This is a genomic window from Sporosarcina sp. A2, assembly GCF_050858885.1.
Taxonomy (GTDB): Bacteria; Bacillota; Bacilli; order Bacillales_A; family Planococcaceae; genus Sporosarcina.
Window position 1 is genome coordinate 705,530 of record NZ_CP193898.1, and the last position, 23,693, is coordinate 729,222.

The following is a 23,693-nucleotide window of genomic DNA, read 5'->3' on the forward strand; positions in this document are numbered from 1 at the left end:
ATGAAAGGAGAGATTTCTATGACGGACTTATTGCAATCATTTGAAGAGATGAGTCAAAAGATGAATGATGTAAGATCAGAAATTGCTACGTTCATCGTAGGGCAGGAGCAAGCCATTGAATACACGTTACTCTCCATTCTTGCAGACGGACATGCACTTTTAGAAGGCGCTCCTGGACTTGGAAAGACAATGCTTATCCGAACAATTAGTGAAGCGCTGGACTTGTCTTTTAAGCGAATCCAATTCACACCGGATCTTATGCCATCAGATATTACAGGAACTACTCTCCTGGAGCGTGGAGAGCAAGGTAAACAGCGCTTCACATTTAACGAAGGTCCTTTGTTCAGCCAGTTAGTATTAGCTGATGAAATCAATCGTGCCACACCGAAAACACAAAGTGCGTTATTGGAAGCGATGGGGGAAAAGACGGTTACCGTTCTTGGAAATACATATCCCATGTCAAAACCATTTTTTGTTCTTGCGACTCAAAACCCCATTGATATGGAAGGAACGTATCCGTTACCTGAAGCACAATTGGACCGATTCCTTTGCAAAATCAATTTACACCATCCTTCAACAAGCGAATTGAAGGAAATCGTGAAACGCACTACTGGTACTTCTACTATACGAATTCAGAAAGTGATTAATGAAACCGAGTTACTGCAATCGCAGCAGCTTGTTAAGGAAGTTGTCATTGCTGAGGAGATGATCGACTATGCGATTCAGCTAGTTCAGATGACTCATGCAGAGTCTAGTGAAGCAAATAAATGGTCCCAGTACATACAGTTCGGCAGCGGGCCTCGTGGATTGCAAGCGATCATCCGACTTGCAAAAGCAAGAGCGTTTCTTTTGGGACGTGTTCATGTTTCCATAGGAGATATCCGTACCGTTGCAAAACCCGCTTTGCTTCATCGCATCCAACTAAATTATGAAGCTGAAGCTGAAGGAATCACGAACGAAGCATTCATTGACCAAGTGCTTGCAAGCATGAGGACGGAGGTAGTCAATTAATGACTTTTTTCTTTCCTCCGAGTCTCTCAATGCGTCTAGGTCGATTGTCATTTGTTCAGCGCGGTGGACGTCTTGGTCATCATAAAGGAAGTCATGTTTCGAAAAAAACAGGAGCTTCACTAGAGTTCTCGAATTTTAAAGAATACCATCCTGGTGATGATATCCGCCATATTGATTGGAATGTATACGCACGAACGGATTCATATTTCATTAAACAATTTCTAGATGAACAAGAAATGCGTGTCCACATTTTGCTGGATACGAGTAAATCCATGGATTTTGAAGACAAATGGATGTTTGCTCAACAACTATCGATAGGACTTGGGCAAATCGCGCTAAAGAATAGTGATACGGTTTCAATCAGCCGATTACATCACGGTAAAAAGCAATTATTTACTAGAAAGGGAGCTCGCCAGGCAGCTTCCTGGACTACTTATATTAGTCGTATTGAGAAACCATCCGAAACTTCTGGATTGCTGGCGGGCATTCCGACAATTCCGAAAGGGACTACTCTAATATTCGTAGTAACAGATGCACTTGAACCAAATGAGCATCTTGATCAGCTTTTCAAGAAACTTTCAGCAAGATGTAAGGATGTACGAGTAGTGGCGATCCGTTCCGCCTCGGAGCTTTATCCAACTTACCAAGGAGATATGCGTCTCATTGATAGTGAAAGTGAGGGAATTTCCGAAGTTACGATGATGCAGTCCGTTGAAGCAGCATACATGCTTCAAGAAAAGAACCATCAACTGCGTATGATGGAAAGTGCCACGAAGTACGGTGTTAGTGTGGTCATGACAACACCACAAACAGGGCCTATTGATGTGTTTACGATTCAAATGCGTGGAATAGGTTGGGTACGTTAGAGAGGAGGGTTATCAATGGGGTTTGCTAGTTTGACGAACTTGTGGACACTGATATTTCCACTCACAGTAATCGCCTATTATTTATTCAGAAAGCGATTTGAACCAAAACTCATTTCCTCTACTCTATTTTGGAATGAAAATCGACGTGAAGATAGCGTTTCACCTTTCATTCGGAACTTACAGCGTAATGCACTATTTTACTTGCAATTCCTTGCGCTTCTTCTATTTGTTTGGATGCTTCTAGGTCCCTATACAAAGCAGGATTTCACCGAAGGTATTCCTCTAGTTTTTGTAGTAGATAGCTCTGCAACGATGCTTGCAACACCAACCGACGAGAGCCTCTTTGAAACGCATCAAAAAGCTATAGAAGAAATGCTTTCAAGTACTGAAGGTCGTCCTGTGACTATTATCATTACAGGTAAAGAACCCGAGGTAATCGTACAAAATAGTGAAATCGGTTCAGCTCTAGATGCAATTGATAACTTGACGGTTCGTTATGAGCAGACACATATGGATGTAGCTATTGAACTTGTGAAATCTATGTACAATGATAAGGGAGCGGAAGTTCATATTTTCACTGATGCATTGGATAGAACGGCTATTGCATATGAAGGGACAAACATGAGTTGGAATGTACATACGAATGAAAAGAAAATAGAGAATCACTCTATAATACGTTTTGGAGCGAGTCGTAAAGCTAATGAGCTGACAGCCATCGTCAAGCTAAAACACGATACGGAAAATGTACAATCAGGAACTCTACAATTGAAAGAAGCAGAAACTGAAAAGGTACTCCAAGAACAGACGTTTAAAGGTGAGCCTGGCAGTGAAGAATTGGTTTCGTTTCACGCTATTAAAACAAATGCGAATGCCCTTCAGGTTGAGCTGTTAACGAACGATGACTATGTTGCAGATAACACTAGTTTTGCACTACTTGAGAAAGAATCTGTAACCGTTATTGTAGATGATTCGATGCATGAATTACTTAAAAAAGCCGTTCAAGCAATCCAAGAGGATGCATTGATAGGTACCCGTGAAGAATTCGATGTACCGAATGCGTTGCAGATTACAGGTTCGGAAAGCGAGTTGACAAAAGGGGACCGCCCTGTGTTTTTAATCGGACGAGATAAAGAGAAATCGGTCGAAGCAAAAGGTGAGGTCACAGTAACAGATGATCCACTATTTTCAATTGGTGCGCCGACTGAGATGTATGTAGAAAAGATTTATCCAGCATTTGAAGGATTTGATGTGATTGCGCGCTTAGGGGAGAAGCCTCTCATTCAGCGTTCACCACGAGGTGATATTATTTTTCTAGCAGATCTAGAATCTACTGACTGGCCATTGCAGCCCACTTTTCCGTTATTTGTCTGGAGTTTGGTGAAATCATTAACTATGGAATCGAATTCGTTAGGTGTATTCACCCCTCTTCAACGAAAGTCTGTTATTTTGATGGGGATGGCCGATATCTACGATTTGTCAGGCACCTTTGTAGACACTAGCGAATCTCCAAATACGTTGCGTGCGCCTATGAAACCAGGCATTTACAAAGCAACTGATGATATGACAGAAAAGTTATTTGCGGTCCAACTGGATCCTACAGAGCGCAATGTTAGTGTGAGTGATTCTTATTCAACTGGAAATCTAACAGCAGTAGATGTAGAGAAACAACAAAAAGTTCCTATGATTTGGCCGGTTCTAATACTACTTGTAATGATGTTGTTACTAGAATGGGAGGTGCAGCGACGACGTGGATATCCGTATTGAGCACCCATTTTGGTTACTTCTGCTAATCCCTATCATTATTTATTTGATTTTTTCATGGCGAAGTGTGCAACGGAAAACAAAAAGGACTGCCTGGCTTTTTGTCTTACGCAGTTCGTCCATTTTATTATTGGTTGCCGCTCTAATGACACCCTATATTGTGCTTTTCAACAATGAAGAACAAATTCTATTTTTGGCGGATCGTTCAGCATCAACTTCAGGGACAGAGGAAGAAATCTATGCGTTTATTCAGCAGAGCTTAAAAGCCAAAAACCCTAACCAAACTGTTGGCCTCTATTCATTTGCAGGAGATTTCCGGACGGATATTTCATTAACTAAAGATCAGGTCCGTATACCTGAATTAGAATCACTGGGACAAATAAGTGAAACCAATCTTGAAAAGGCAGTTACACTCGCAAAGACAACTGGCCATCCAGATGCAGCAACACGAATGGTTTTGCTGACAGATGGATTACAAACAAAAGGCGATGTGCTTAGTTATCTTCAGAAGTTTACAAATAACCGAGTACAGATTGATGTCGCAAAACTGGAGAATCAGACGTATTCAGATGCTGCGTTAACGAAGTTAGATGTGCCCCGCACCTCGTTCGCTGGGCAAAAACAATTTATGAAGGTAGAAGTGAATTCATCAAATCGGACGACGGGAACTCTGTTTTTATATAAAGATGACCTTCTACTTGGTGAGGAAGCTATCGACCTCGTTCCTGGACTCAATCAATTTACCTATCCATTACCAGTAGCTGAAACAGGACTAGTCAAGTACGAAGCGAAACTAGTTGTGGATAACGATCATTTCTTGGAAAACAATCGAATGTTTGCGGCGGTTTCAGTACAAGGGAAGCCATCAGTATTAATCGTTGAGAACGATGATAGTCCTTCGGTTATACCGTCATTACTCGATCAGAAAGCATTGAATGTCACAGTACTTCAAGCAACAGAGCTACCCTCCATAATATCGGGTTATTTACCGTACCAAGCGATCATTTTTGATAATGTTCCTGGTACGGTTGTAGGGGAACAAAAGATGGCGCTCATTGAGCAAGTCGTGAGAAACTTTGGAACGGGCTTCATGATGACGGGAGGGCCTAATAGTTTTGGATTAGGCGGATATTTTAAAACTCCAATCGAAGAATTGTTACCAGTAGAAATGGAAGTGAAAGGTAAAGAAGAGTTACCTTCACTCGGGTTAGTAATTGTGATGGACAGATCGGGAAGTATGAGCGGGTCGAAGCTAATACTCGCGCGGGAGGCAGCTTCGAGATCGGTAGATTTACTTAGGGAAAAAGATACGTTCGGATTTACTGCATTTGATGATTCCATCTGGGAAGTAGTTCCAGTTGGTCCAATCAATGATAAACAAGAGATTATAGAGAAGATCCTAGCAGTTCCTGCAGCAGGAGGCACTAACATTTTCCCTTCCGTCGAGAAAGCATTCCAAGACTTGGCTGACTTGTCACTTCAACGGAAACACATCATCCTATTAACTGATGGACAATCATCGATGCCTCCGGGATACATTGATATTATTGAGGAGGCAAAGAATAACAATACGACTTTATCCACAGTTGGAATTGGGACTGATGCAGACCAAACATTACTGGAAGAGATGGCACTAACAGGTGGAGGACGCTATTATGGCGTGACGGACGAATCCACAGTACCAGCAATTCTATCACGCGAAACCATTACGATGACACGCACGTATATTGAAGATGATCCATTTTATATGAAGCTTGGAAGTGTAGCGGAGTGGAATGAATTATTTGCTTCAGGTGTTCCTAAAATGAATGCATACATTGCGACAACTGCGAAACAAACAGCAGACGTTGCGGCTATTAGCCCTAAAGAAGATCCAATTCTAGCAGAATGGAAATATGGACTAGGTCGCACGCTTGCCTTCACATCAGATTCTTCAGGGAAATGGTCTGGTGATCTAGCATCTTGGGAGCAGTATCCCGAATTTTGGAATACTGCGATGACGCGCATATTGCCATCCTACAGTTCAGCACCTTATGTATTGACTCAAGGTAATGATGGGGAATTTACTATTACAGATACGAGTGGAGAAGCCGCATTTCTAGAAGTATCTGCAGTAACAGAAACAGGTGAGGAAATCAAAGTCGTTGAAGATCAGTCACTACCAGGGAAAACAATCGTTACGTTAGATTCTGCACCTGGCTTAGCTTATTTAAGTGTGACAGATGATCAAAATCGTCTGTTTGAAACAGGCGTTACGATTCCTTATAGTGAAGAGTACAGACCGAGAAATCCTGACGAAGAATTATTAACATCTATTGCAAAATTGATGGGTGGAAGTGTAGTGACGGATCCAAAAGAAGTATTCAGATCGCTTCCAAACCGCGGAGAAGAGCATAAAACCATTACGACTTGGCTGTTGTTCGGATCATTACTTCTCTTTTTTTCGGACATTACGTTACGTAGATTTGGAAGACTTGTTCCTGCTTTACGTACCAATCGAGATGCTCAACAAACGAGTGAAGATACCGGTACAAGTATTACGGAGTTATTAAAGCGAAAAAAGAAGAGATAATAAATATCCCCAAAACGCTTCGTTAGATGCGTCTTGGGGATATTTTTGATTAAGAACGTGTGGCCGCTAGCGATTCTGAATTCCGTTTTGCCCATGTGGCGGCTAGTGCAAAACAGGCTAGAAGTATGACGGTTCCTAGGAAGTAAGGAGCCGTCATTTTCCAATCGAAAACGAATCCTGCGAGTGCAGGACCGACCATATTCCCTAAGCTCATATAAGCATTCATCATTCCTGCTGCATATCCTTGCTCGTCTCCGGCAAGTTTAGAAACCAATGTATTAACGGCAGGACGCAATAACGCTGTTGCTGTTGAGAAGATTGTCGCTACTAATAAGATTGACCAAAACATGTTTACGAATGTAATGCTGAGCATGGAAATTGCAGCTATGACTAGGTTGATGAGGATGACGCGCATTTCTCCGTATCGTTTAAACAATCGACTGATGACGAAGGTTTGGATAATAACACCGACAAAACCACCAACTGTTATAACGACAGCAATCATAAGCGGTGTGTAGTCATATTTAATGCCGACATAGAGTGATATCGTTGATTGGAAGTTCGCTAATCCGAATGAGAAGACGAACATGACCAGAAGCACAACGAAGTAAGGTGTTTTAGTGGAACGTATAATTTGTTGGAATAAGTTCTCAGTGCGCCTTGGACCATTTTCAGAAGCAGTACTTGGCGCTGGATTAGGTAAAATATAAAATGACATAACGGCAGCGAATAATGCAGCACCTGCAGCAAAATAGAATGGAAACTGCAAACCGAACTTAGCAAGAAATCCTCCAATTCCAGGTCCAATCATAAACCCAAGAGACATGGAAGCACCAAGTAATCCCATACCCCGACCGCGTTCTTCAAATGTAGTGATGTCTGCGACAAATGCCATCATCGGTGGAATGAGGAAAGCGGAGCCAAAACCAGAGAAGAAGCGAGCTACGAAGAGCATCCAAAGTTCAGTCGAAAGCCCAAAAGCAAGTTGAGAGACACCGTAAAGAACAAGTCCGAAGATAATAATATTTTTACGACCATGTTTATCGGAAAGAGAACCAGACACAGGAGAAAAAATAAATTGAGCAAATGAGAACACAGCTATCAAAGCTCCAAGTGCTGTACCAGCTACACCAAACGTCCCTAAATAATCGGGCATAATTGGAATGATAAGTCCGATTCCTGACATCGTGATGAACATATTAAACATAAGAATATAAATTGCAAATGAAGTAGATTTAGCGGCCACACATGTTCCTCCTTGATATCCAGTTTTATATTGCCTAAGTCTATCATATAGCCTGTCTCTCCGGTCTTTTGACAACTCGGACAATTCTAACGATAGATTTGAAACTAGCATTTTTGGTGAGTATATTGGAAATATGTCGGAGGAATTCTCATAAATTGCGGAAAGTAATCATAACTCCAGGAAAGCGTTCATAACTCACGGAAAGTGATCATAAGCCAGGGAACGCGCTCATAACTCACGGAAAGTGATCATAACCCAGGAGAAACGCTCATAACTCAGGAAAAGTGATCATAACCCAGGGAACGCGCTCATAACTCATGGAAAGTGATCATAACCCAGGAGAAACGCTCATAACTCAGGAAAAGTGATCATAACCCAGGAGAAACGCTCATAACTCAGGAAAAGTGATCATAACCCAGGGAACGCGCTCATAACTCACCGAAAGTGATCATAACCCAGGGAACGCGCTCATAACTCACGGAAAGTGATCATAAGCCAGGGAAAGCGCTCATAACTCAGGGAAAGCGATCATAACCCCAGGGAACGTGCTCATAACTCAGGAAAAGTGATCATAACCCAGGGAACGCGATCATAAACCACGCAAAAACGCTCATAACTCAACAAGCCCAAGAAAAAAACAGCAGAAGCGGCAATCGCTTCTGCTGTACTATAAAAATTCAAACTCACTTCATATCCATCTTAAACTCTAAAAACAACTCATTGTAAGTGCCTAGCATCTCCAGACCAAGATCTTTGTAAACTTCTAAATGATCACGCGCTTCTTCATCAGGATAATAGCGTTCATCTGAAGTCACTTCATCATCCAAAAAGTCCAGAGCCTCTTTGTTCGGAGTTGAATACCCTACGTAATCGGCGTTTTGAGCAGCAACTTCAGGCCGTAACATGAAGTTGATGAATTCGTAAGCACCGTCGATATTTTTCACTGTTTTTGGTATTACGATGTTATCAAACCACAAGTTAGAGCCTTCTTCCGGAACGACGTACGTAATATCTTCGTTCTCAGACATCATATCCGCTGCTTGACCGGACCAGATGAGCGACACTGCCGCTTCGTTATTCATCATCATCTGGGTCACTTCATCACCGATGACGGCTTTTATGTTTGGACTTAACGTTTTTAATTTATCCGTAGCTTCCCGAAGTTCTTTCACATTCGTTGAGTTAAGAGAATAGCCAAGTGAATTCAACCCCATTCCAATTACTTCACGAGCACTGTCTACAAGGACAGTTTCCTGCTCGAGGGATGGATCCCATAAGTTATCCCAACTCTCAAATGTTTGACCATCTAACAACGTCGGATTGTAAGCTATTCCGAGCGTGCCCCAGAAGTAAGGGATAGAATATGTGTTTTCAGGATCGAAAGGGAGGTCCATAAAATAAGGATCGATGTTTTTTATGTTTGGAATTTTTTTATAATCAAGTGGGATGAGCAAATCTTTCTGACGCATCATTTCCACCATGTACTCCGAAGGGATAGTTATGTCATAAGAAGTACCGCCTTGTTCAATCTTTCCCATCATTCCCTCGTTTGAATCGAATGTTTCATAGATGACATTAATGCCTGATTCTTTTTCAAACTGTTTGATAAGATCTGGATCGATGTATTCTCCCCAGTTGTAAACAGTAAGTGTGTTGCCTCCAGATTGTGAACCACTTTTTGCAAGTTGCGCGTTGATGATCATCAATATCGCTGCTGTTGCTGCTATAAGAATAGCGCTACGAACTAAAGATTTCATCGTTTCACCCCCGAAGCCGGTGTTTTAGGTCGATTCGTAATGAAGTAATAGCCGAGTATTAGACCGGCTGTAATGACGAATATTAAACCGGAAAGTGCATTAATAGTCAACGTGACACCCGTCCGAGCCATAGAATAAATCTCAACAGATAGTGTAGAGAAGCCATTACCTGTTACAAAGAACGTAACCGCAAAATCATCGAGTGAATACGTCAAAGCCAAGAAGAAACCTGCGAATATTCCCGGTTTGATGAAAGGTAAGATAACACGTGACATAATCTCTTTTCGAGACGCTCCTAGGTCAAGTGCCGCGTCAATTAATGTAGGGCTCATTTCTTGTAACTTTGGTAACACCATGATGACGACAATTGGGATACTGAAGGCGATATGCGAAAGCAATACCGAAGCAAACCCAAGTTTGATGCCAACAAGCGTAAAGAGGATCAGGAAGGAAGCGCCGATGATAACATCTGGACTAACCATTAGAATGCTATTCATTGAGAGCATGGCATTACGCATCACCTTATTACGCATGTAATGGATTGTAATGGCTCCCATAACACCGATTGCCGTTGAGATTAGAGCTGATAATAAGGCTACTACGACTGTATTGAGAACAATGACAATAAGTCGTTTATCTTCAAACACAGCCGCGTAATGTTCCCACGTAAATGATTCAAAATGAGACATCGTGCCACCTGAGTTGAATGAGTAGAATATTAGGTAGAAAATGGGTGCATACAACACAAGAAAGACAGCTGTTAAATAGATTTTTGGGAGTTTACCGTTTCTTTCCACTTCCAGCCATCCCCCTTTCGTTCGCGGTTGTCAGTAGTAAAATGACAACCATAAATAGTATCAAGAAGACAGCAATTGTCGATCCCATTCCCCAGTTTTGTGTGACAAGGAATTGCTGTTCAATTGCCGTACCAAGTGTGATAACTTTGTTTCCAGCAATAAGTCGGGTAATCATGAACAACGAAAGTGCAGGTATGAATACAACTTGTACACCAGACTTTACTCCGTTCAATGTAAGGGGCCAAATGACACGTCTGAACGTTATCCAGGCATTTGCTCCAAGATCGCGTGACGCGTCAATCAAAGCTGGATTTAACTTATCCAACGCATTAAAAATTGGCAATATCATAAACGGGATGAATATATATACAGAGACGAATACAAAACTGAAGTCGGTGAACAGAATCTGCTGTTTACCGATACCGATAGATTCGAGTAAGGCGTTGACAGGTCCGTATAGCCCCATAAGTCCAATAAACGCATACGTTTTCAACAATAAGTTAATCCATGAAGGAATAATAATTAGCAGTAACCACAATTGTTTGTGCTTTAGCTTAGTTAAAAAGTAAGCTGTCGGATAGGAAATGAGCAACGAAAAGAACGTAATTAGAAACGCATACCAAAATGAGCTAATCGTCAATTTTAAATAGACGGACGTAAAGAAGTTTTTATAGTTTTCAAATGTGAAATTGCCACTTAGGTCGAAAAATGAATAGTAGACGATTAAGCCGATCGGTGCGATAACGAAAAGTATTATCCAAAGAGAATATGGAACTAATGATAGACGGAAACCTGTGCGATTAGTCTTCATCCGCCGCACCATACGCTTCAAGTCGCGCATCATAGTCTTCTTCTGATTCGTTAAGACGCATGACATGAATGTTTTCTGGGATAAAGTCTAGACCAATTTGCATACCGACTTCGGCTTTTTTCGTAGAATGGACGAGCCATTCATTGCCGTCTTGGTCGTATGTGGATATTTCATAGTGGACGCCACGGAATAGAGAAGTGTCTACAGTAACTGTTAGTTTACCGGCATCGACTGGTGTGATTTCAATATCTTCTGGTCGTAAAACGATATCTACTTTCTCATTAGGTTGCAGACCAGCATCAGCACATTCGAATCGTTTGCCGTTAAATTCTACTAGGTAATCATCAATCATAACTCCTGATACAATATTCGATTCTCCTATGAAGTCAGCGACAAATCGGTTAATCGGTTCATCATAAATATCGATTGGTGTTCCAGATTGTTGGATTTGCCCAGAATTCATGACGAAGATTTCGTCAGACATCGCAAGCGCTTCTTCTTGGTCGTGGGTGACAAAGATGAATGTCTTCCCTAGGCGTTGCTGTAGTTCACGTAATTCATATTGCATAGCGGATCGCAATTTTAAGTCTAGAGCGGATAGGGGTTCGTCCAATAAAATCACATCAGGGTCATTGATAATTGCACGAGCAATCGCAACTCGCTGGCGTTGACCACCGGACATTTCTGTAATCTCTCGGTTTTCGTAACCATCAAGATTAACGAATTTTAACGCTTCTTTCACACGTCGATCGACTTCAGCCTTTTTCACTTTTTTTATGCGAAGGCCGAACGCAACGTTTTCGTAGACATTCAGATGAGGGAACAGCGCGTAGTCCTGGAATACGGTGTTCACTTGACGTTCGTTTGCAGGCGTTTGGTTAACAGACTTGCCATTAAAATAGACTGTGCCTTCAGAAGGCTCTGTAAACCCTGCAATAAGTCGAAGGATAGTCGTTTTACCACAGCCAGAAGGGCCAAGGAGGGTGTAAAATTTTCCGCGTTCCATCTCAAATGAGACTCCATCTAATACAGTAGTGTCTTCGCCAAAGCTTTTTCGTACATTCTCAAAGCGAATTATCGGTTGTGTGGACAAAGAAGGTCCCCCTTTTTATAAGTAAGATTCTGTTGCAACGAGTAACAATTCACTCGGGCCATCATGCGCGTTGTAAATTCGATGTTGGTCTTCTGCTGAATAATAAACAGCATCTCCAGCTCTTGCTGTATACACTTGTGTTCCAATCTCTATTTCCACGTTCCCCACGAGGACATAGATAAACGTTTCAGATAGGGAAGGAGCAAACTGCTTGAGCTCACCTTTAAACGAAAACGTAATATGAACAGGTTCCATTTCGTTTTCATTAGATCTTGGAATAAGCCACCGTATTTTATAATGCATGTCGTCATTCGTGTAGGTCGTTTGGTGTTCAGGTGAATAAACGACAGGATCGCTTTTCTTCGTTTCGTCAAAAAAATCTTTTGGAGTAGTACCGAGAACTTCAAGCAAGGAGAAAAGCGTTTCAATAGAAGGAGAATTTAAATCTCTTTCCAATTGAGAAATGTAGCCTTTCGTCAAGTCGGTACGTTCACCAAGCTCTTCTTGTGTGAGCCCACTCTGTAATCGCAGCCGCTTGATTTTGCTTCCGATCTGCATTTTGCTTCCTACTTTCATAAAAGTTTAGTTTAACTGTACTTCAAGTTTACTTTTAGCATCTTTCATTATACAAAAACGACACAAGAAATCAAGGATAGTTTTAAAAGCATTCCCTATTTTGTAAGGTATACGGATGAAAGTCTAATTATTAGAGGTAGAAGCATGACGATAACCGGCTTTCATTGTAATATAAAGGGGAGCGTAGTAGAATTAGACCAAAGAATGGAGGGCTTCAATTGGGCGAGAAAATGCTTTTTTATTTTGACCCGGAAGACAGGCAGTGGAATAACTTCATGAAGTCCGCTTTCAGTAATGAGAACCTCCCTGTAACCGATGGAAGTTCGCGAGTATTTTTATACCATCATAAAAAGATGATTGAGTGGGAAGAAATGGCAAACCATTGCATCGAGTGCATGAGTTCGCTTGTATATAATGAGGAATTTGACTCCGTCTACTGTGCATCTTGCGATGGATGGAGAGAAGTGTCTTGTGAAGATCCTGCGTGTGATTATTGCGGAGATCGTCCAGCAAAACCTTCAATGTGTCGTGGTAATGAGGACTCATAAGTAATAGTCAATCTTCTCAATTAAGCCATGCTTTTCGATAATCATTCTTATATCTAAGTCATTCTAATTGATATCTAGATGACTGTTTGATAAACTATAGAAGAATTGAGCAGATGAGAATTCTGCTCATAAGATAATTGGAGGGATTCTTAAATGGTAGAACGTATGGTAGGTACACAAGCTCCAAGATTTGAAATGGAAGCTGTAATGAAGGACAAGTCATTCGGTAAAGTAAGTCTCGAAGAAAACATGAAAAACGATAAGTGGACAGTATTGTTCTTCTATCCAATGGACTTTACATTTGTTTGCCCGACAGAGATTACTGCAATGTCTGATCGCTATGACGAATTTGAAGACCTTGATGCTGAAGTAATCGGTGTGTCTACTGACACGATCCATACACACAAAGCTTGGATCAACACAGACCGTAAAGACAATGGTCTTGGAGAGCTTAACTACCCATTAGCTGCTGATACGAACCACGAAGTAGCACGCAACTACGGTGTATTGATTGAAGAAGAAGGAATTGCTTTGCGTGGTCTATTCATCGTCAATCCTGAAGGTGAAATGCAGTACCAAACAGTATTCCACAACAACATTGGCCGTGATGTAGACGAAACCCTTCGTGTACTTCAAGCTCTTCAAACAGGTGGACTTTGCCCAGCAAACTGGCGTCCAGGTCAAAAAACTCTATAATCACATCTACGAATAAATAATTATATTCCCCGCTTAGCTATTGCTGCGGGGATTTTTATCCAAGAGGAGGAACTTTCGCATGAAATTACGTGATCAATTGCCAGAACTAACTGGCGCAACAGCATGGCTGAATGGTGAGGTTACAAAATCAGAACTAGTAGGCGAAAAACCTACACTCATCCACTTCTGGTCAGTTAGCTGTCATATGTGTAAAGAAGCTATGCCAGACGTCAATGCATTTCGTGATAAGTACAAAAACGAATTAAACGTCGTTGCTGTTCACATGCCACGATCTGAAGATGATGTGGATTTGGAAAATATCAAAGCAGTAGCTGCTGAACATGATATTACTCAACCGATTTACGTTGATAGTGATTTGAAACTAAATGACGCTTTCGAAAATCAATACGTTCCTGCGTATTACGTATTCGATAAAGACGGTCAGCTTCGTCACTTCCAAGCTGGTGGAAGCGGTATGAAGATGCTTGAGAAGCGCGTAAACCGTGTACTCGATGAAATGAAAAAATAATAGGTTAAGCCCGACATCCATTACTTGGACAGTCGGGTTTTCTTGATATTTGAGTGACTAGCAGTGCTGTGGTAAACTAAACGCATTCTTAAGCGAATCGGAGAGATCTAATAATGAAAAAAGAATTTGTCGTCATCGGCCTAGGTCGCTTTGGTGGAAGTATTGTGAATGAACTAATTGAATTGGATGCTTCTGTAATGGCGATTGATAAGTCTCAAGAGCGGGTTGACGAATTCGCTCAAATAGCAACACAAGCTGTCGCAGCAGATACGACAGATGAATCTTCTTTACGATCACTCGGAATTCGCAATTTCGAACATGTTGTTGTTGCGATAGGGGAGAATATTCAAGCGAGTATTTTAACGACGCTCATTTTAAAAGAACTAGGTGTGCAGACAATCACAGTGAAGGCACAAAATGATTATCATGAAAAAGTGTTGCGTAAAATTGGGGCAGACCATGTGATCCATCCTGAGCGTGACATGGGACGTCGTATTGCAAATCGTATGGTTTCCAATGATATTCTGGATTACTTAGAACTATCAGATGAGTATTCAATTGTGGAAATCCGTGCCAATACAAAATTAGCAGGTGCCACGTTAATTGATCTTGATATCCGGGCGAAGTTTGGAGTCAATATTGTTGCGATCAAGCGTGGAGATCATATTTTAGTATCTCCACAAGCTATTGAGGAAATTCAACTGAATGACGTTTTAATTGTTATAGGATCAGACGTAGATATTCACCGATTTGAGAAGAAAGCATTGCATTAAAAAACAGCCTGTCCCGAATGAAAGTCTCGGGATAGGCTGTTTTTTTATACTTCTAGAATTACAGGTAGAATCATAGGTCTACGTTTTGTTTTGTCATACAGGTACGAGCTGAGAGAATCGATCATATCGCTCTTCAGAACACCAATATCAGCAGGACCAGTAGATAGCTTGCGATGCATTTGACGCGTTAGCATATACTGAGCTTCGTTGATCATGGCACCTGATTCACGCATATATACGAATCCTCTTGAAATCAAGTCTGGACCAGATACAACGCGGTTTCGTTTTTTGTCAATAGTTGCAACGACGATAACGAGTCCGTCCTCAGAAAGGTTTTTACGATCACGGAGCACTACGTTACCGATATCACCTATACCACTACCATCAATGTAGATGTCTCCTGAAGGAACGCGACCTGCTTGTCGAGCAGTATCTTCTGTAAGTGCAAGAACGTCTCCATTAGACATGATGAAGACATTTTCTGGTTCAACGTCACATGCGATAGCTAGTTGTTCGTGCATTTTTAACATGCGGTATTCACCATGAATAGGCATGAAGAATTTAGGTTGAATTAAACGTAACATCAGTTTTTGCTCTTCTTGAGAACCATGACCTGATGTATGAATGTTGTTCAATGCACCGTGAATTACTTCAGCTCCGGCACGGAACAATGCATTAATCGTCTTATTGACGCTCAACGTATTACCTGGAATCGGTGAAGATGAGAAGATTACTGTATCACCAGGTTGAATTTGAACTTGACGGTGTGTACCATTTGCAATCCGAGACAATGCAGCCATAGGCTCTCCTTGGCTACCTGTACAGAGGATCATGACTTCACCTGCAGGTAATCGATTGATGCTTTGTGCATCTACGAAAAGATCTTTCGGTGCATCAATGTAACCGAGCTCGCGTCCGATGTTAATCGCATTATCCATACTGCGACCGAACACAGCAACTTTACGTCCATGGATTTGCGCTGCTTCAATTACTTGCTGAAGACGGTGAATGTTAGAAGCGAATGTCGCGAAAATAATACGTCCATCTACTTTTCTGAAAATCTCATTCAAGCTGTCTCCAACTTTACGTTCAGACATTGTAAAGTTCGGAACTTCCGCATTTGTACTGTCTGATAGAAGGCAAAGGACACCTTCGCTTCCGATTTTCGCCATTTTTGCTAAGTTTGCTGGTTCACCGACAGGAGTAAAGTCGAACTTGAAATCTCCTGTATGAACAATATTTCCTGAAGGTGTTTTAATAACGACACCAAATGCATCAGGAATACTGTGTGTTGTACGGAAAAATGACACAGATGTTTTTCGGAATTTGAAAACATCTTCTTCACCGAATTCAATTAGTTTTGTAGAACGCACGAGACCGTGTTCTTCAAGCTTGTTGCGCAATAGGCCAAGTGCTAATTTTCCGCCATATACAGGCATATTCACTTGACGTAATAAGTAAGGTATTCCACCGATGTGATCTTCGTGGCCGTGTGTTATAAATAAGCCTTTAATTTTATCGGCATTTCTTTTCAAGTATGTGTAATCAGGAATAACATAGTCTATTCCGAGTAAATCGTCTTCTGGAAATTTAATACCCGCGTCAATTATGATGATTTCATCTTGGAATTGAACGGCATACGTGTTCTTACCGATTTCACCTAGTCCGCCTAAAGCGAAAACGGCAGTCTCATTATTTTTAATAGACTTCATTCATTACACCTGCTCAAGCACGAAGTGTTCAGAAGCTTGCTCATATTCAAGGTGCTCCCCTTCGAGTTGCTGGATCATTTCAATGTTGTAATCGCGGTTTAATAACTTTTTACGTACATCACGTTGAGATTCTGCTTCAAGATACAACGATTGTGTATTTTCGCGGACTGGTACTTGAGTTTTGCTTTCTTGGTAATAAACTTTAAAGATCATGGTTTGCTCTCCTTTTTTCTTAAACGTTCGATTTTGGACTGATACTTTTAATAGTAACACGTCATTCAGTGAAAATAAAGAAAAGCCCACCTTATGAAGGGTGGGCGTGTCAACGTTATGCAATAGACTTTCTGCCGAGGATGCCATTCAGCCGTTTCAACAATTTTCGTTTCAGGCGCTTATACATGGCTATATCACTCCTTGTTAGAGAAGTTTATCACATTTATAACTTTCTGTCAAGTTAGAATAATTAACTTTCGTAAGGGAATGCACCTGAAATCATCTTGTATGGATCTTGAGGATCGATATGGTCGTAAAACATGACGCCGTTAAGATGGTCAAGTTCATGTTGAAACGCGATCGCAGGAAGTCCTTTCAACCGTTTCTTAAATTCTTTTCCTTCACTATCAAATGCTTTAACTGTAATCCGGGCGTAGCGAGGGACATATCCTTCTACTTCACGGTCTACAGATAAGCAGCCTTCACCCGTTGATAAATAAGTTTGCTCTACTGAGTGACTAACTATTTTAGGGTTGATGGCAATCATACTTAAATCTTTTTCATCTTCTTGTTCAATATAAAGTGCAAACATTCGCTTCGGTTGATTGACTTGAGGAGCTGCTAATCCAATGCCTGCACGTAATTCGAATTTTTCTGCGAGTACATCGTCTTGACTATTCACAACATATTCGTACAAGTCTAGTGCTAATTGTTTGTCTTCTGCGGATAAAGGGAATTTTACATCCTCAGAGCGTTCGCGCAGTGAAGGATGGCCTTCTCGTATAATATCGTCCATTAAAATCATGATGGTGTCTCCTTTTCGTTTTAGTGCATGTACTTAGTATAATGGAAGTAGGAAACGGGTGAAAGGATTTACTGCTGAATAGATTAAATTTAATGAGGGGGAATCTAATGCGGAAGTATTTGTTAGCGATTTCTATGAGTTTGTTACTTATAACGGGTGGTTGTACAGAAGAGAAAGAACAGATGCAACGAGAATTAGATACTGTTTTAAATGACATTCAAGAGTATGAAATAAAAGTTGATGACTACGAAAGTCAGCTTGCGAGTTTAGAAAAGAAAGAACAGCTGCTATTTAAAAAAACTGTAGAGCTAAGTAATGAAAATCGCGAACTAATTAAAAGTGTCGTTTTAAGATTAGAAGAATCTGTAGAAAAAAGAAATCAAATTTTAGTGCAAGAACAAGAAGCAGTGCACGAGGCAGAAGAGTTAGCTAAACAACTTCTTACGCTCCCACCAGCATCCAGCGATGAAGGAACTCGTGCTGTTGCGAAGTTACAAGAGGCTCTTGTGAAAAGATATGAGCTACATCAGGAAGTGATTGATTTGTATTCTGAGTTAACGAAGCATCAAGGTATCTTGTATGAAATGCTGATTGAGGAAAATGTGAAAAGGGTACAATTAGAAGAGGCGACTCGGGCAGTCAATAAACAACGTGTAAAAGTAGAAGATGCAATCCAAGTGTTTAACCAATCTACAAATGAAGTGAATGATGCATTAAAAGATACACAGCAAGTGGAGTCCTAGTAAATAGATTTCAATAATATCTATTATAATACAGTTTATAAGTTGTACTAATACAGTTGAATGATTCATATATGTCTTTCTATAAATGTCTTACGTCTATATGCTTCATGGATTGACCGTTTGTTTCCGTTTAAGTATACTAAGTGTTGAAGTTGGATTGTATCAATAGAATATCGCGATTTACCTAATACAGTTAAGAAAAGGAGAGTTGCTGAAATGGCTGCACAAAAGAACACGCAGTTCGACCCGACGGGCGTATTGCATGAGATTGAAGATAAATTTGAAATGTTTCAGATTCTGAATGAGGATGGAAAGATTGTTAATGAAGAATCAGATCCGAAAATGTCTGATGAAGAGTTAACTGAATTAATGGAGCGTATGGTATACACGCGAATCCTTGATCAACGTTCAATCGCATTAAATCGTCAAGGACGTCTTGGTTTTTACGCACCTACTGCTGGACAAGAGGCGTCACAATTAGCATCACATTTCGCTATGGAAAAAGATGATTTCATCTTACCAGGCTATCGTGATGTACCACAGCTTATTTTCCATGGCTTGCCTTTACATATGGCATTTTTATGGTCACGCGGTCACTTCTTGGGAAGTGAAATTCCAGAAGGACTAAATATCTTCCCACCACAAATCATTATTGGTGCCCAATATGTCCAAGCTGCTGGTGTTGCGCTCGGTTTCCAAAAGCGAGGTACAAAATCAGTTGTCATGACTTATACGGGAGATGGCGGTACGTCACAAGGTGATTTCTACGAAGGATTGAACTTCGCAGGTGCATTCCGTTCACCAGCTATTTTCGTTGTGCAAAATAACCAATTTGCAATTTCTACACCACGTGAAGTTCAAACGGCAGCGAAAACACTCGCTCAAAAAGGTATTGCAGCAGGCGTTCCTAGTGTTCTTGTTGATGGCATGGATCCGCTTGCTGTGTACGTTGCGACAAAGGATGCACGTGAGCGTGCTGTAAGAGGTGATGGACCAACTCTTATCGAAACTATGTGTTATCGCTATGGACCTCATACAATGGCAGGGGATGACCCAACACGTTACCGGACTTCTGATATTGATAGCGAGTGGGAAAAACGCGATCCAATCGTTCGATTCCGCACGTATCTAGAAGGTAAGAAAATCTGGAATGAAGAGAAAGAAACTGAAGTGATTGATCGTGCTAAACAAGAAATCAAGGATGCAATCAAGAAGGCAGATCAGGCACCGAAACAAAAAGTGACCGATTTCCTAAGCATCATGTATTCAGGCGATATGCCTTACAACGTTCAAGAACAGTTTGATATCTATAAGGAAAAGGAGTCGAAATAACCGATGGCACAAATGACGATGATCCAAGCAATTACCGATGCAATGCGCACGGAATTGAAAAATGATGAAAACGTGCTCGTATTTGGTGAAGACGTCGGTAAAAACGGCGGCGTTTTCCGAGCAACTGAAGGTCTTCAAAAAGAATTCGGGGAAGAACGAGTATTTGACACACCACTAGCGGAATCGGGTATCGGTGGATTGGCAATCGGACTTTCTTTAACAGGGTACAGACCTGTAATGGAATTACAATTCTTCGGCTTCTTATTCGAAGTGATGGACTCTGTTAGTGGGCAAGCCGCTCGCATGAGATTCCGTAGTGCGGGTAAATTGAATGCGCCAATTACGATTCGCTCACCATTCGGTGGGGGCGTTGCAACACCTGAAATGCACGCCGACAGCCTTGAAGGTCTTGTCGCTGCACAGCCTGGATTGAAAGTTGTTATTCCATCAACTCCATATGATGCGAAAGGACTTTTAATTTCTGCGATTAAAGACGATAATCCAGTTATTTTCTTGGAACATATGAAATTATATCGTTCGTTCCGTCAAGAAGTTCCTGAAGAGGAATACACAATTCCACTAGGAAAAGCAGATGTGAAGCGTGAAGGAACGGACTTAACGATTATTACTTATGGTGCGATGGTTCAAGAAAGCTTGAAAGCAGCCGAATTGCTTGAGAAGGACGGAAAATCAGTTGAAGTAATTGACTTGCGTACAATCCAGCCGCTAGATGTGGACACAATCATTGCATCTGTTGAAAAAACAAACCGTGCGATCGTTGTACAAGAAGCACAACGTCAAGCTGGAATTGCTGCTAATGTAGTCTCTGAAATTATGGAGCGTGCAGTCTTGAGTCTAGAGGCACCAGTTCTTCGTGTGACAGCACCTGATACAATCTATCCGTTTGCACAAGGAGAAAACACATGGCTTCCAAAAGCAGAAGACATTGTTAAAACTGCGAAAAAAGTACTTGAATTTTAATAGCCAGTCAGATGACTGAGGAGAGGGTGGATCACGTGGCATATCACTTCCGTTTACCAGATATAGGAGAAGGAATTCATGAAGGTGAAATTGTAAAGTGGTTCGTCGCTGAAGGCGATACCATTAACGAAGACGATACGCTTCTTGAAGTACAAAATGACAAATCTGTCGTAGAAATTCCTTCACCCGTATCAGGAACTATCGAAAAAATACTAGTTCAAGAAGGAACAGTTGCGGTCGTCGGAGATAAACTAATTCGAATCGATTCTCCTGACCATGAAGATGAGGCTGAAGAGGAAGAAGAAGCACCTGCTGAAGAAAAGCATGACGCTCCATCTGAAACTGATTCCCAAGTTCAAGCTACTGCTGAACAAGGCCAGTCTCTTGATAAAAATGACGCACCTAAAGAGCAAGCGGATTCCGATGAAGATATAACGCCAAAGTCACAAAGTGAATCGACGAAAAAAGACGTAGATCCGAATGGCCGTGTAATTGCGATGCCGTCAGTTCGTAAATTTGCACGTGAAGAAGGTGTAGATATCCATCAGGTTGCAGGTTCTGGTAAAAATGGTCGTGTCATGAAAGAAGACATTGAGTCATTCAAATCAGGTGGTAGCAAAGCTACTCAGCCTGAAGCTCAGGACGAGCCTGTTTCTACAGGTACTCAAGAAGTTCAACAACAGCAGGAAACGCAAACTACTCAACCAGCAGCAGCTGCACTTCCTGAAGGAGACTTCCCAGAGACGCGTGAAAAGCTTTCCAATATTCGTAAAATGATCGCTAAGGCAATGGTGAACTCTAAGCGTACAGCTCCACACGTGACATTGCTTGATGAGGTAGATGTAACAGAATTGGTTGCACACCGTAAGAAGTTTAAGGAAATCGCTGCCGAACAAGATGTTAAATTGACATACTTGCCATATGTAGTGAAGGCGCTCGTTTCAACATTGCGTAAATTCCCGGAACTGAACACATCACTTGATGATGCAACAGAAGAGTTAATTCAGAAACATTATTACAATATCGGGATTGCTGCAGATACAGATCGCGGTCTTCTAGTACCTGTAATCAAGCATGCCGATCGTAAATCAATGTTTGCGATTTCTAAAGAAATTTCTGATCTTGGCGCTAAAGCGCGAGACGGTAAACTATCTGCTTCTGAAATGAAGGGAGCTTCATGCTCTATCACAAACATCGGTTCAGCAGGTGGACAGTGGTTTACACCGATTATCAATCATCCGGAAGTTGCGATTCTAGGGATCGGACGTATTTCCGAAAAGCCGGTAGTAAAAAATGGTGAAATCGTGGCTGCACCTATGTTAGCATTATCCTTAGTGTTTGATCATCGAGTAATCGATGGAGCAACGGGTCAACAAGCGTTGAACCACCTTAAACACTTGCTAGGAAATCCAGAACTTTTATTAATGGAGGCGTAAAAGATGGTAGTAGGAGATTTTCCAATTGAAACAGATACGCTCGTAGTCGGTTCAGGTCCTGGAGGATATGTAGCTGCAATCCGAGCTGCACAACTAGGACAAAAAGTAACTATTGTAGAAAAAAATATGATCGGTGGGGTTTGTCTGAACGTAGGCTGTATCCCTTCGAAAGCTATGATTTCTGTAGGGCATCGTTTTGTCCAAGCTCAAAATGCTGATGATATGGGAATTACTGCATCAGACGTTAAACTCGATTTTTCTAAAGCGATGGCTTTTAAAGATAGCGTTGTGAATAAGCTTACTGGCGGTGTTGAAGGACTCCTTAAAGGGAATAAAGTTGATATCGTTAAAGGCGAAGCTTACTTCGTCGATGCGAACACTGCGCGTGTGATGGATGAAACGTCTGCACAAACGTATAAATTTAAAAATGTAATTCTTGCGACTGGAGCACGTCCAGTTGAGATTCCTAATTTTAAATTCTCTAAGCGTGTAATCAATTCAACGGGTGCTTTAGCTTTACAAGAGTTGCCTAAAAAATTGGTTGTAATTGGTGGAGGATATATCGGTACTGAGCTAGGTTCTGCATATGCAAACTTAGGTTCTGAAGTTACAATTATTGAAGGTGCAGATGATATTCTTACAGGCTTCGAGAAACAGATGACGCAGCTTGTTAAAAAAGGCTTGAAGAAAAAAGGCGTTGAGGTTGTCGTAAAAGCAACTGCAAAAGGCGCTGAAGAAACTGAGTCAGGCGTTAAAGTTACGTATGAAGTTAAAGGTGAAGAAAAAACCGTTGAAGCTGATTACGTTCTTGTAACTGTTGGACGTCGTCCGAATACAGACGAAATGGGTCTTGAAGAGCTCGGTTTGAAATTTGAAGAGCGCGGACTTATCAGTGTCGATAAACAATGTCGTACAAGCATCGACAATATCTATGCAATCGGGGATATTGTTCCTGGCTTGCAATTGGCCCATAAAGCTTCTTACGAAGGTAAGATTGCTGCAGAAGCAATCGCTGGAGAGAAATCTGAAGTCGATTACTTGGCAATCCCTGCAGTATGCTTCACAGATCCAGAACTTGCGACTGTAGGACTAAATGAAAAGCAAGCTAAGGATGAGGGCTATGAAGTTTCGATGGGTAAATTCCCATTCGGAGCAAATGGTCGCGCACTTGCTTTGAACGCTCCAGAAGGCTTTGTGAAGCTCGTTGCTCGTAAAGAAGATGGATTATTACTTGGTGCTCAAATTGCCGGTGAAAATGCTTCGGACTTAATCGCTGAAATGGCAGTAGCTATTGAGAGCGGTATGACGTTAGAAGATATTTCAATGACAATTCATGCGCATCCAACATTGGGAGAAATCTCAATGGAAGCTGCTGAAGTTGCGCTTGGTAAACCGATTCATATTCTTTCTAAATAAGAAGTAAGAAATCCTATTC

General features: G+C 41.3%; 22 protein-coding genes. 13 read left to right on the forward strand and 9 right to left on the reverse strand.

The window, feature by feature from the left end; all coding sequences use genetic code 11:
* Positions 1–18: 18 nt before the first annotated feature.
* The 4 genes from ACRPI0_RS03110 to ACRPI0_RS03125 all read left to right on the forward strand — a co-directional run bounded on the left by ACRPI0_RS03110 (position 19) and on the right by ACRPI0_RS03125 (position 6,210).
* Positions 19–1,011, forward strand: coding sequence for an AAA family ATPase (locus ACRPI0_RS03110; protein WP_432354800.1), 993 nt, complete (start codon positions 19–21; stop codon positions 1,009–1,011).
* Positions 1,011–1,877 carry a DUF58 domain-containing protein gene (locus ACRPI0_RS03115; RefSeq protein WP_432354803.1) on the forward strand — a complete coding sequence of 289 codons (867 nt, stop codon included), beginning with the start codon at positions 1,011–1,013 and terminating at the stop codon, positions 1,875–1,877. The genes ACRPI0_RS03110 and ACRPI0_RS03115 overlap by 1 nt, the downstream gene beginning before the upstream one ends.
* A 15-nt stretch (positions 1,878–1,892) precedes the next feature.
* Complete coding sequence (locus ACRPI0_RS03120; RefSeq protein ID WP_432354805.1) at positions 1,893–3,641, forward strand: vWA domain-containing protein; 1,749 nt, start codon at positions 1,893–1,895, stop codon at positions 3,639–3,641.
* A gap of 142 nt (positions 3,642–3,783) precedes the next feature.
* Complete coding sequence (locus ACRPI0_RS03125; protein WP_432354807.1) at positions 3,784–6,210, forward strand: VWA domain-containing protein; 2,427 nt, start codon at positions 3,784–3,786, stop codon at positions 6,208–6,210.
* 49 nt (positions 6,211–6,259) lie between these two features.
* On the opposite strand, the gene ACRPI0_RS03130 is transcribed toward ACRPI0_RS03125, so the two are convergent.
* The 6 genes from ACRPI0_RS03130 to ACRPI0_RS03155 form a co-directional block, all read right to left on the reverse strand.
* On the reverse strand, positions 6,260–7,456 hold the full coding sequence (locus tag ACRPI0_RS03130; RefSeq protein ID WP_432354809.1) for an MFS transporter: 1,197 nt from the start codon (positions 7,454–7,456) through the stop codon (positions 6,260–6,262).
* A 683-nt stretch (positions 7,457–8,139) separates the two neighbouring features.
* Positions 8,140–9,213 carry an ABC transporter substrate-binding protein gene (locus ACRPI0_RS03135; RefSeq protein ID WP_432354811.1) on the reverse strand — a complete coding sequence of 358 codons (1,074 nt, stop codon included), beginning with the start codon at positions 9,211–9,213 and terminating at the stop codon, positions 8,140–8,142.
* Entirely contained in the window at positions 9,210–10,010 is an 801-nt protein-coding gene (locus ACRPI0_RS03140) for an ABC transporter permease (protein ID WP_432354813.1), read from the reverse strand. Before ACRPI0_RS03140 ends, ACRPI0_RS03135 begins: the two co-directional genes overlap by 4 nt.
* A complete protein-coding gene (locus ACRPI0_RS03145) occupies positions 9,994–10,821 on the reverse strand; it encodes an ABC transporter permease (protein ID WP_432354815.1) in 828 nt (275 codons plus the stop codon). Before ACRPI0_RS03145 ends, ACRPI0_RS03140 begins: the two co-directional genes overlap by 17 nt.
* Positions 10,811–11,914, reverse strand: coding sequence for an ABC transporter ATP-binding protein (locus ACRPI0_RS03150; protein ID WP_432354817.1), 1,104 nt, complete (start codon positions 11,912–11,914; stop codon positions 10,811–10,813). Before ACRPI0_RS03150 ends, ACRPI0_RS03145 begins: the two co-directional genes overlap by 11 nt.
* Before the next feature lie 15 nt (positions 11,915–11,929).
* Positions 11,930–12,472 carry a helix-turn-helix domain-containing protein gene (locus ACRPI0_RS03155; RefSeq protein ID WP_432354819.1) on the reverse strand — a complete coding sequence of 181 codons (543 nt, stop codon included), beginning with the start codon at positions 12,470–12,472 and terminating at the stop codon, positions 11,930–11,932.
* A 236-nt stretch (positions 12,473–12,708) separates the two neighbouring features.
* Between ACRPI0_RS03155 and ACRPI0_RS03160 the strand changes: the two genes are divergently transcribed.
* The 4 genes from ACRPI0_RS03160 to ACRPI0_RS03175 all read left to right on the forward strand — a co-directional run bounded on the left by ACRPI0_RS03160 (position 12,709) and on the right by ACRPI0_RS03175 (position 15,036).
* Positions 12,709–13,038, forward strand: coding sequence for a hypothetical protein (locus ACRPI0_RS03160; RefSeq protein ID WP_432354821.1), 330 nt, complete (start codon positions 12,709–12,711; stop codon positions 13,036–13,038).
* 153 nt (positions 13,039–13,191) lie between these two features.
* On the forward strand, positions 13,192–13,734 hold the full coding sequence (locus ACRPI0_RS03165; protein ID WP_432354823.1) for a peroxiredoxin: 543 nt from the start codon (positions 13,192–13,194) through the stop codon (positions 13,732–13,734).
* Positions 13,735–13,813: 79 nt separating this feature from the next.
* Positions 13,814–14,263 (forward strand): TlpA family protein disulfide reductase, encoded by a 450-nt coding sequence (locus tag ACRPI0_RS03170; protein WP_432354825.1) that lies wholly within the window; start codon positions 13,814–13,816, stop codon positions 14,261–14,263.
* 113 nt (positions 14,264–14,376) lie between these two features.
* The gene (locus ACRPI0_RS03175) at positions 14,377–15,036 is read left to right on the forward strand and encodes a potassium channel family protein (RefSeq protein WP_432354827.1); all 660 of its coding nucleotides are present in this window, start codon (positions 14,377–14,379) and stop codon (positions 15,034–15,036) included.
* Positions 15,037–15,080: 44 nt separating this feature from the next.
* Here ACRPI0_RS03175 and rnjA read toward each other — a convergent pair whose 3' ends face one another.
* The 3 genes from rnjA to def all read right to left on the reverse strand — a co-directional run bounded on the left by rnjA (position 15,081) and on the right by def (position 17,766).
* The gene (rnjA, locus tag ACRPI0_RS03180; RefSeq protein WP_432354828.1) at positions 15,081–16,748 is read right to left on the reverse strand and encodes a ribonuclease J1; all 1,668 of its coding nucleotides are present in this window, start codon (positions 16,746–16,748) and stop codon (positions 15,081–15,083) included.
* 3 nt (positions 16,749–16,751) lie between these two features.
* On the reverse strand, positions 16,752–16,961 hold the full coding sequence (locus ACRPI0_RS03185) for a DNA-dependent RNA polymerase subunit epsilon (protein WP_432354829.1): 210 nt from the start codon (positions 16,959–16,961) through the stop codon (positions 16,752–16,754).
* Positions 16,962–17,211: 250 nt separating this feature from the next.
* Positions 17,212–17,766 (reverse strand): peptide deformylase, encoded by a 555-nt coding sequence (gene def, locus ACRPI0_RS03190; protein ID WP_432354830.1) that lies wholly within the window; start codon positions 17,764–17,766, stop codon positions 17,212–17,214.
* A gap of 107 nt (positions 17,767–17,873) precedes the next feature.
* On the opposite strand from def, the gene ACRPI0_RS03195 reads away from it, so the two are divergent.
* The 5 genes from ACRPI0_RS03195 to lpdA all read left to right on the forward strand — a co-directional run bounded on the left by ACRPI0_RS03195 (position 17,874) and on the right by lpdA (position 23,674).
* A complete protein-coding gene (locus ACRPI0_RS03195; protein ID WP_432354831.1) occupies positions 17,874–18,509 on the forward strand; it encodes a YkyA family protein in 636 nt (211 codons plus the stop codon).
* A 216-nt stretch (positions 18,510–18,725) separates the two neighbouring features.
* Entirely contained in the window at positions 18,726–19,841 is a 1,116-nt protein-coding gene (gene pdhA, locus ACRPI0_RS03200) for a pyruvate dehydrogenase (acetyl-transferring) E1 component subunit alpha (protein ID WP_432354832.1), read from the forward strand.
* A gap of 3 nt (positions 19,842–19,844) precedes the next feature.
* A complete protein-coding gene (locus tag ACRPI0_RS03205; protein ID WP_432354833.1) occupies positions 19,845–20,822 on the forward strand; it encodes an alpha-ketoacid dehydrogenase subunit beta in 978 nt (325 codons plus the stop codon).
* A gap of 35 nt (positions 20,823–20,857) precedes the next feature.
* Positions 20,858–22,258 (forward strand): dihydrolipoamide acetyltransferase family protein, encoded by a 1,401-nt coding sequence (locus ACRPI0_RS03210; protein ID WP_432355874.1) that lies wholly within the window; start codon positions 20,858–20,860, stop codon positions 22,256–22,258.
* Between the two features lie 3 nt (positions 22,259–22,261).
* Positions 22,262–23,674, forward strand: coding sequence for a dihydrolipoyl dehydrogenase (gene lpdA / locus ACRPI0_RS03215; RefSeq protein WP_432354834.1), 1,413 nt, complete (start codon positions 22,262–22,264; stop codon positions 23,672–23,674).
* Positions 23,675–23,693 lie beyond the last annotated feature (19 nt).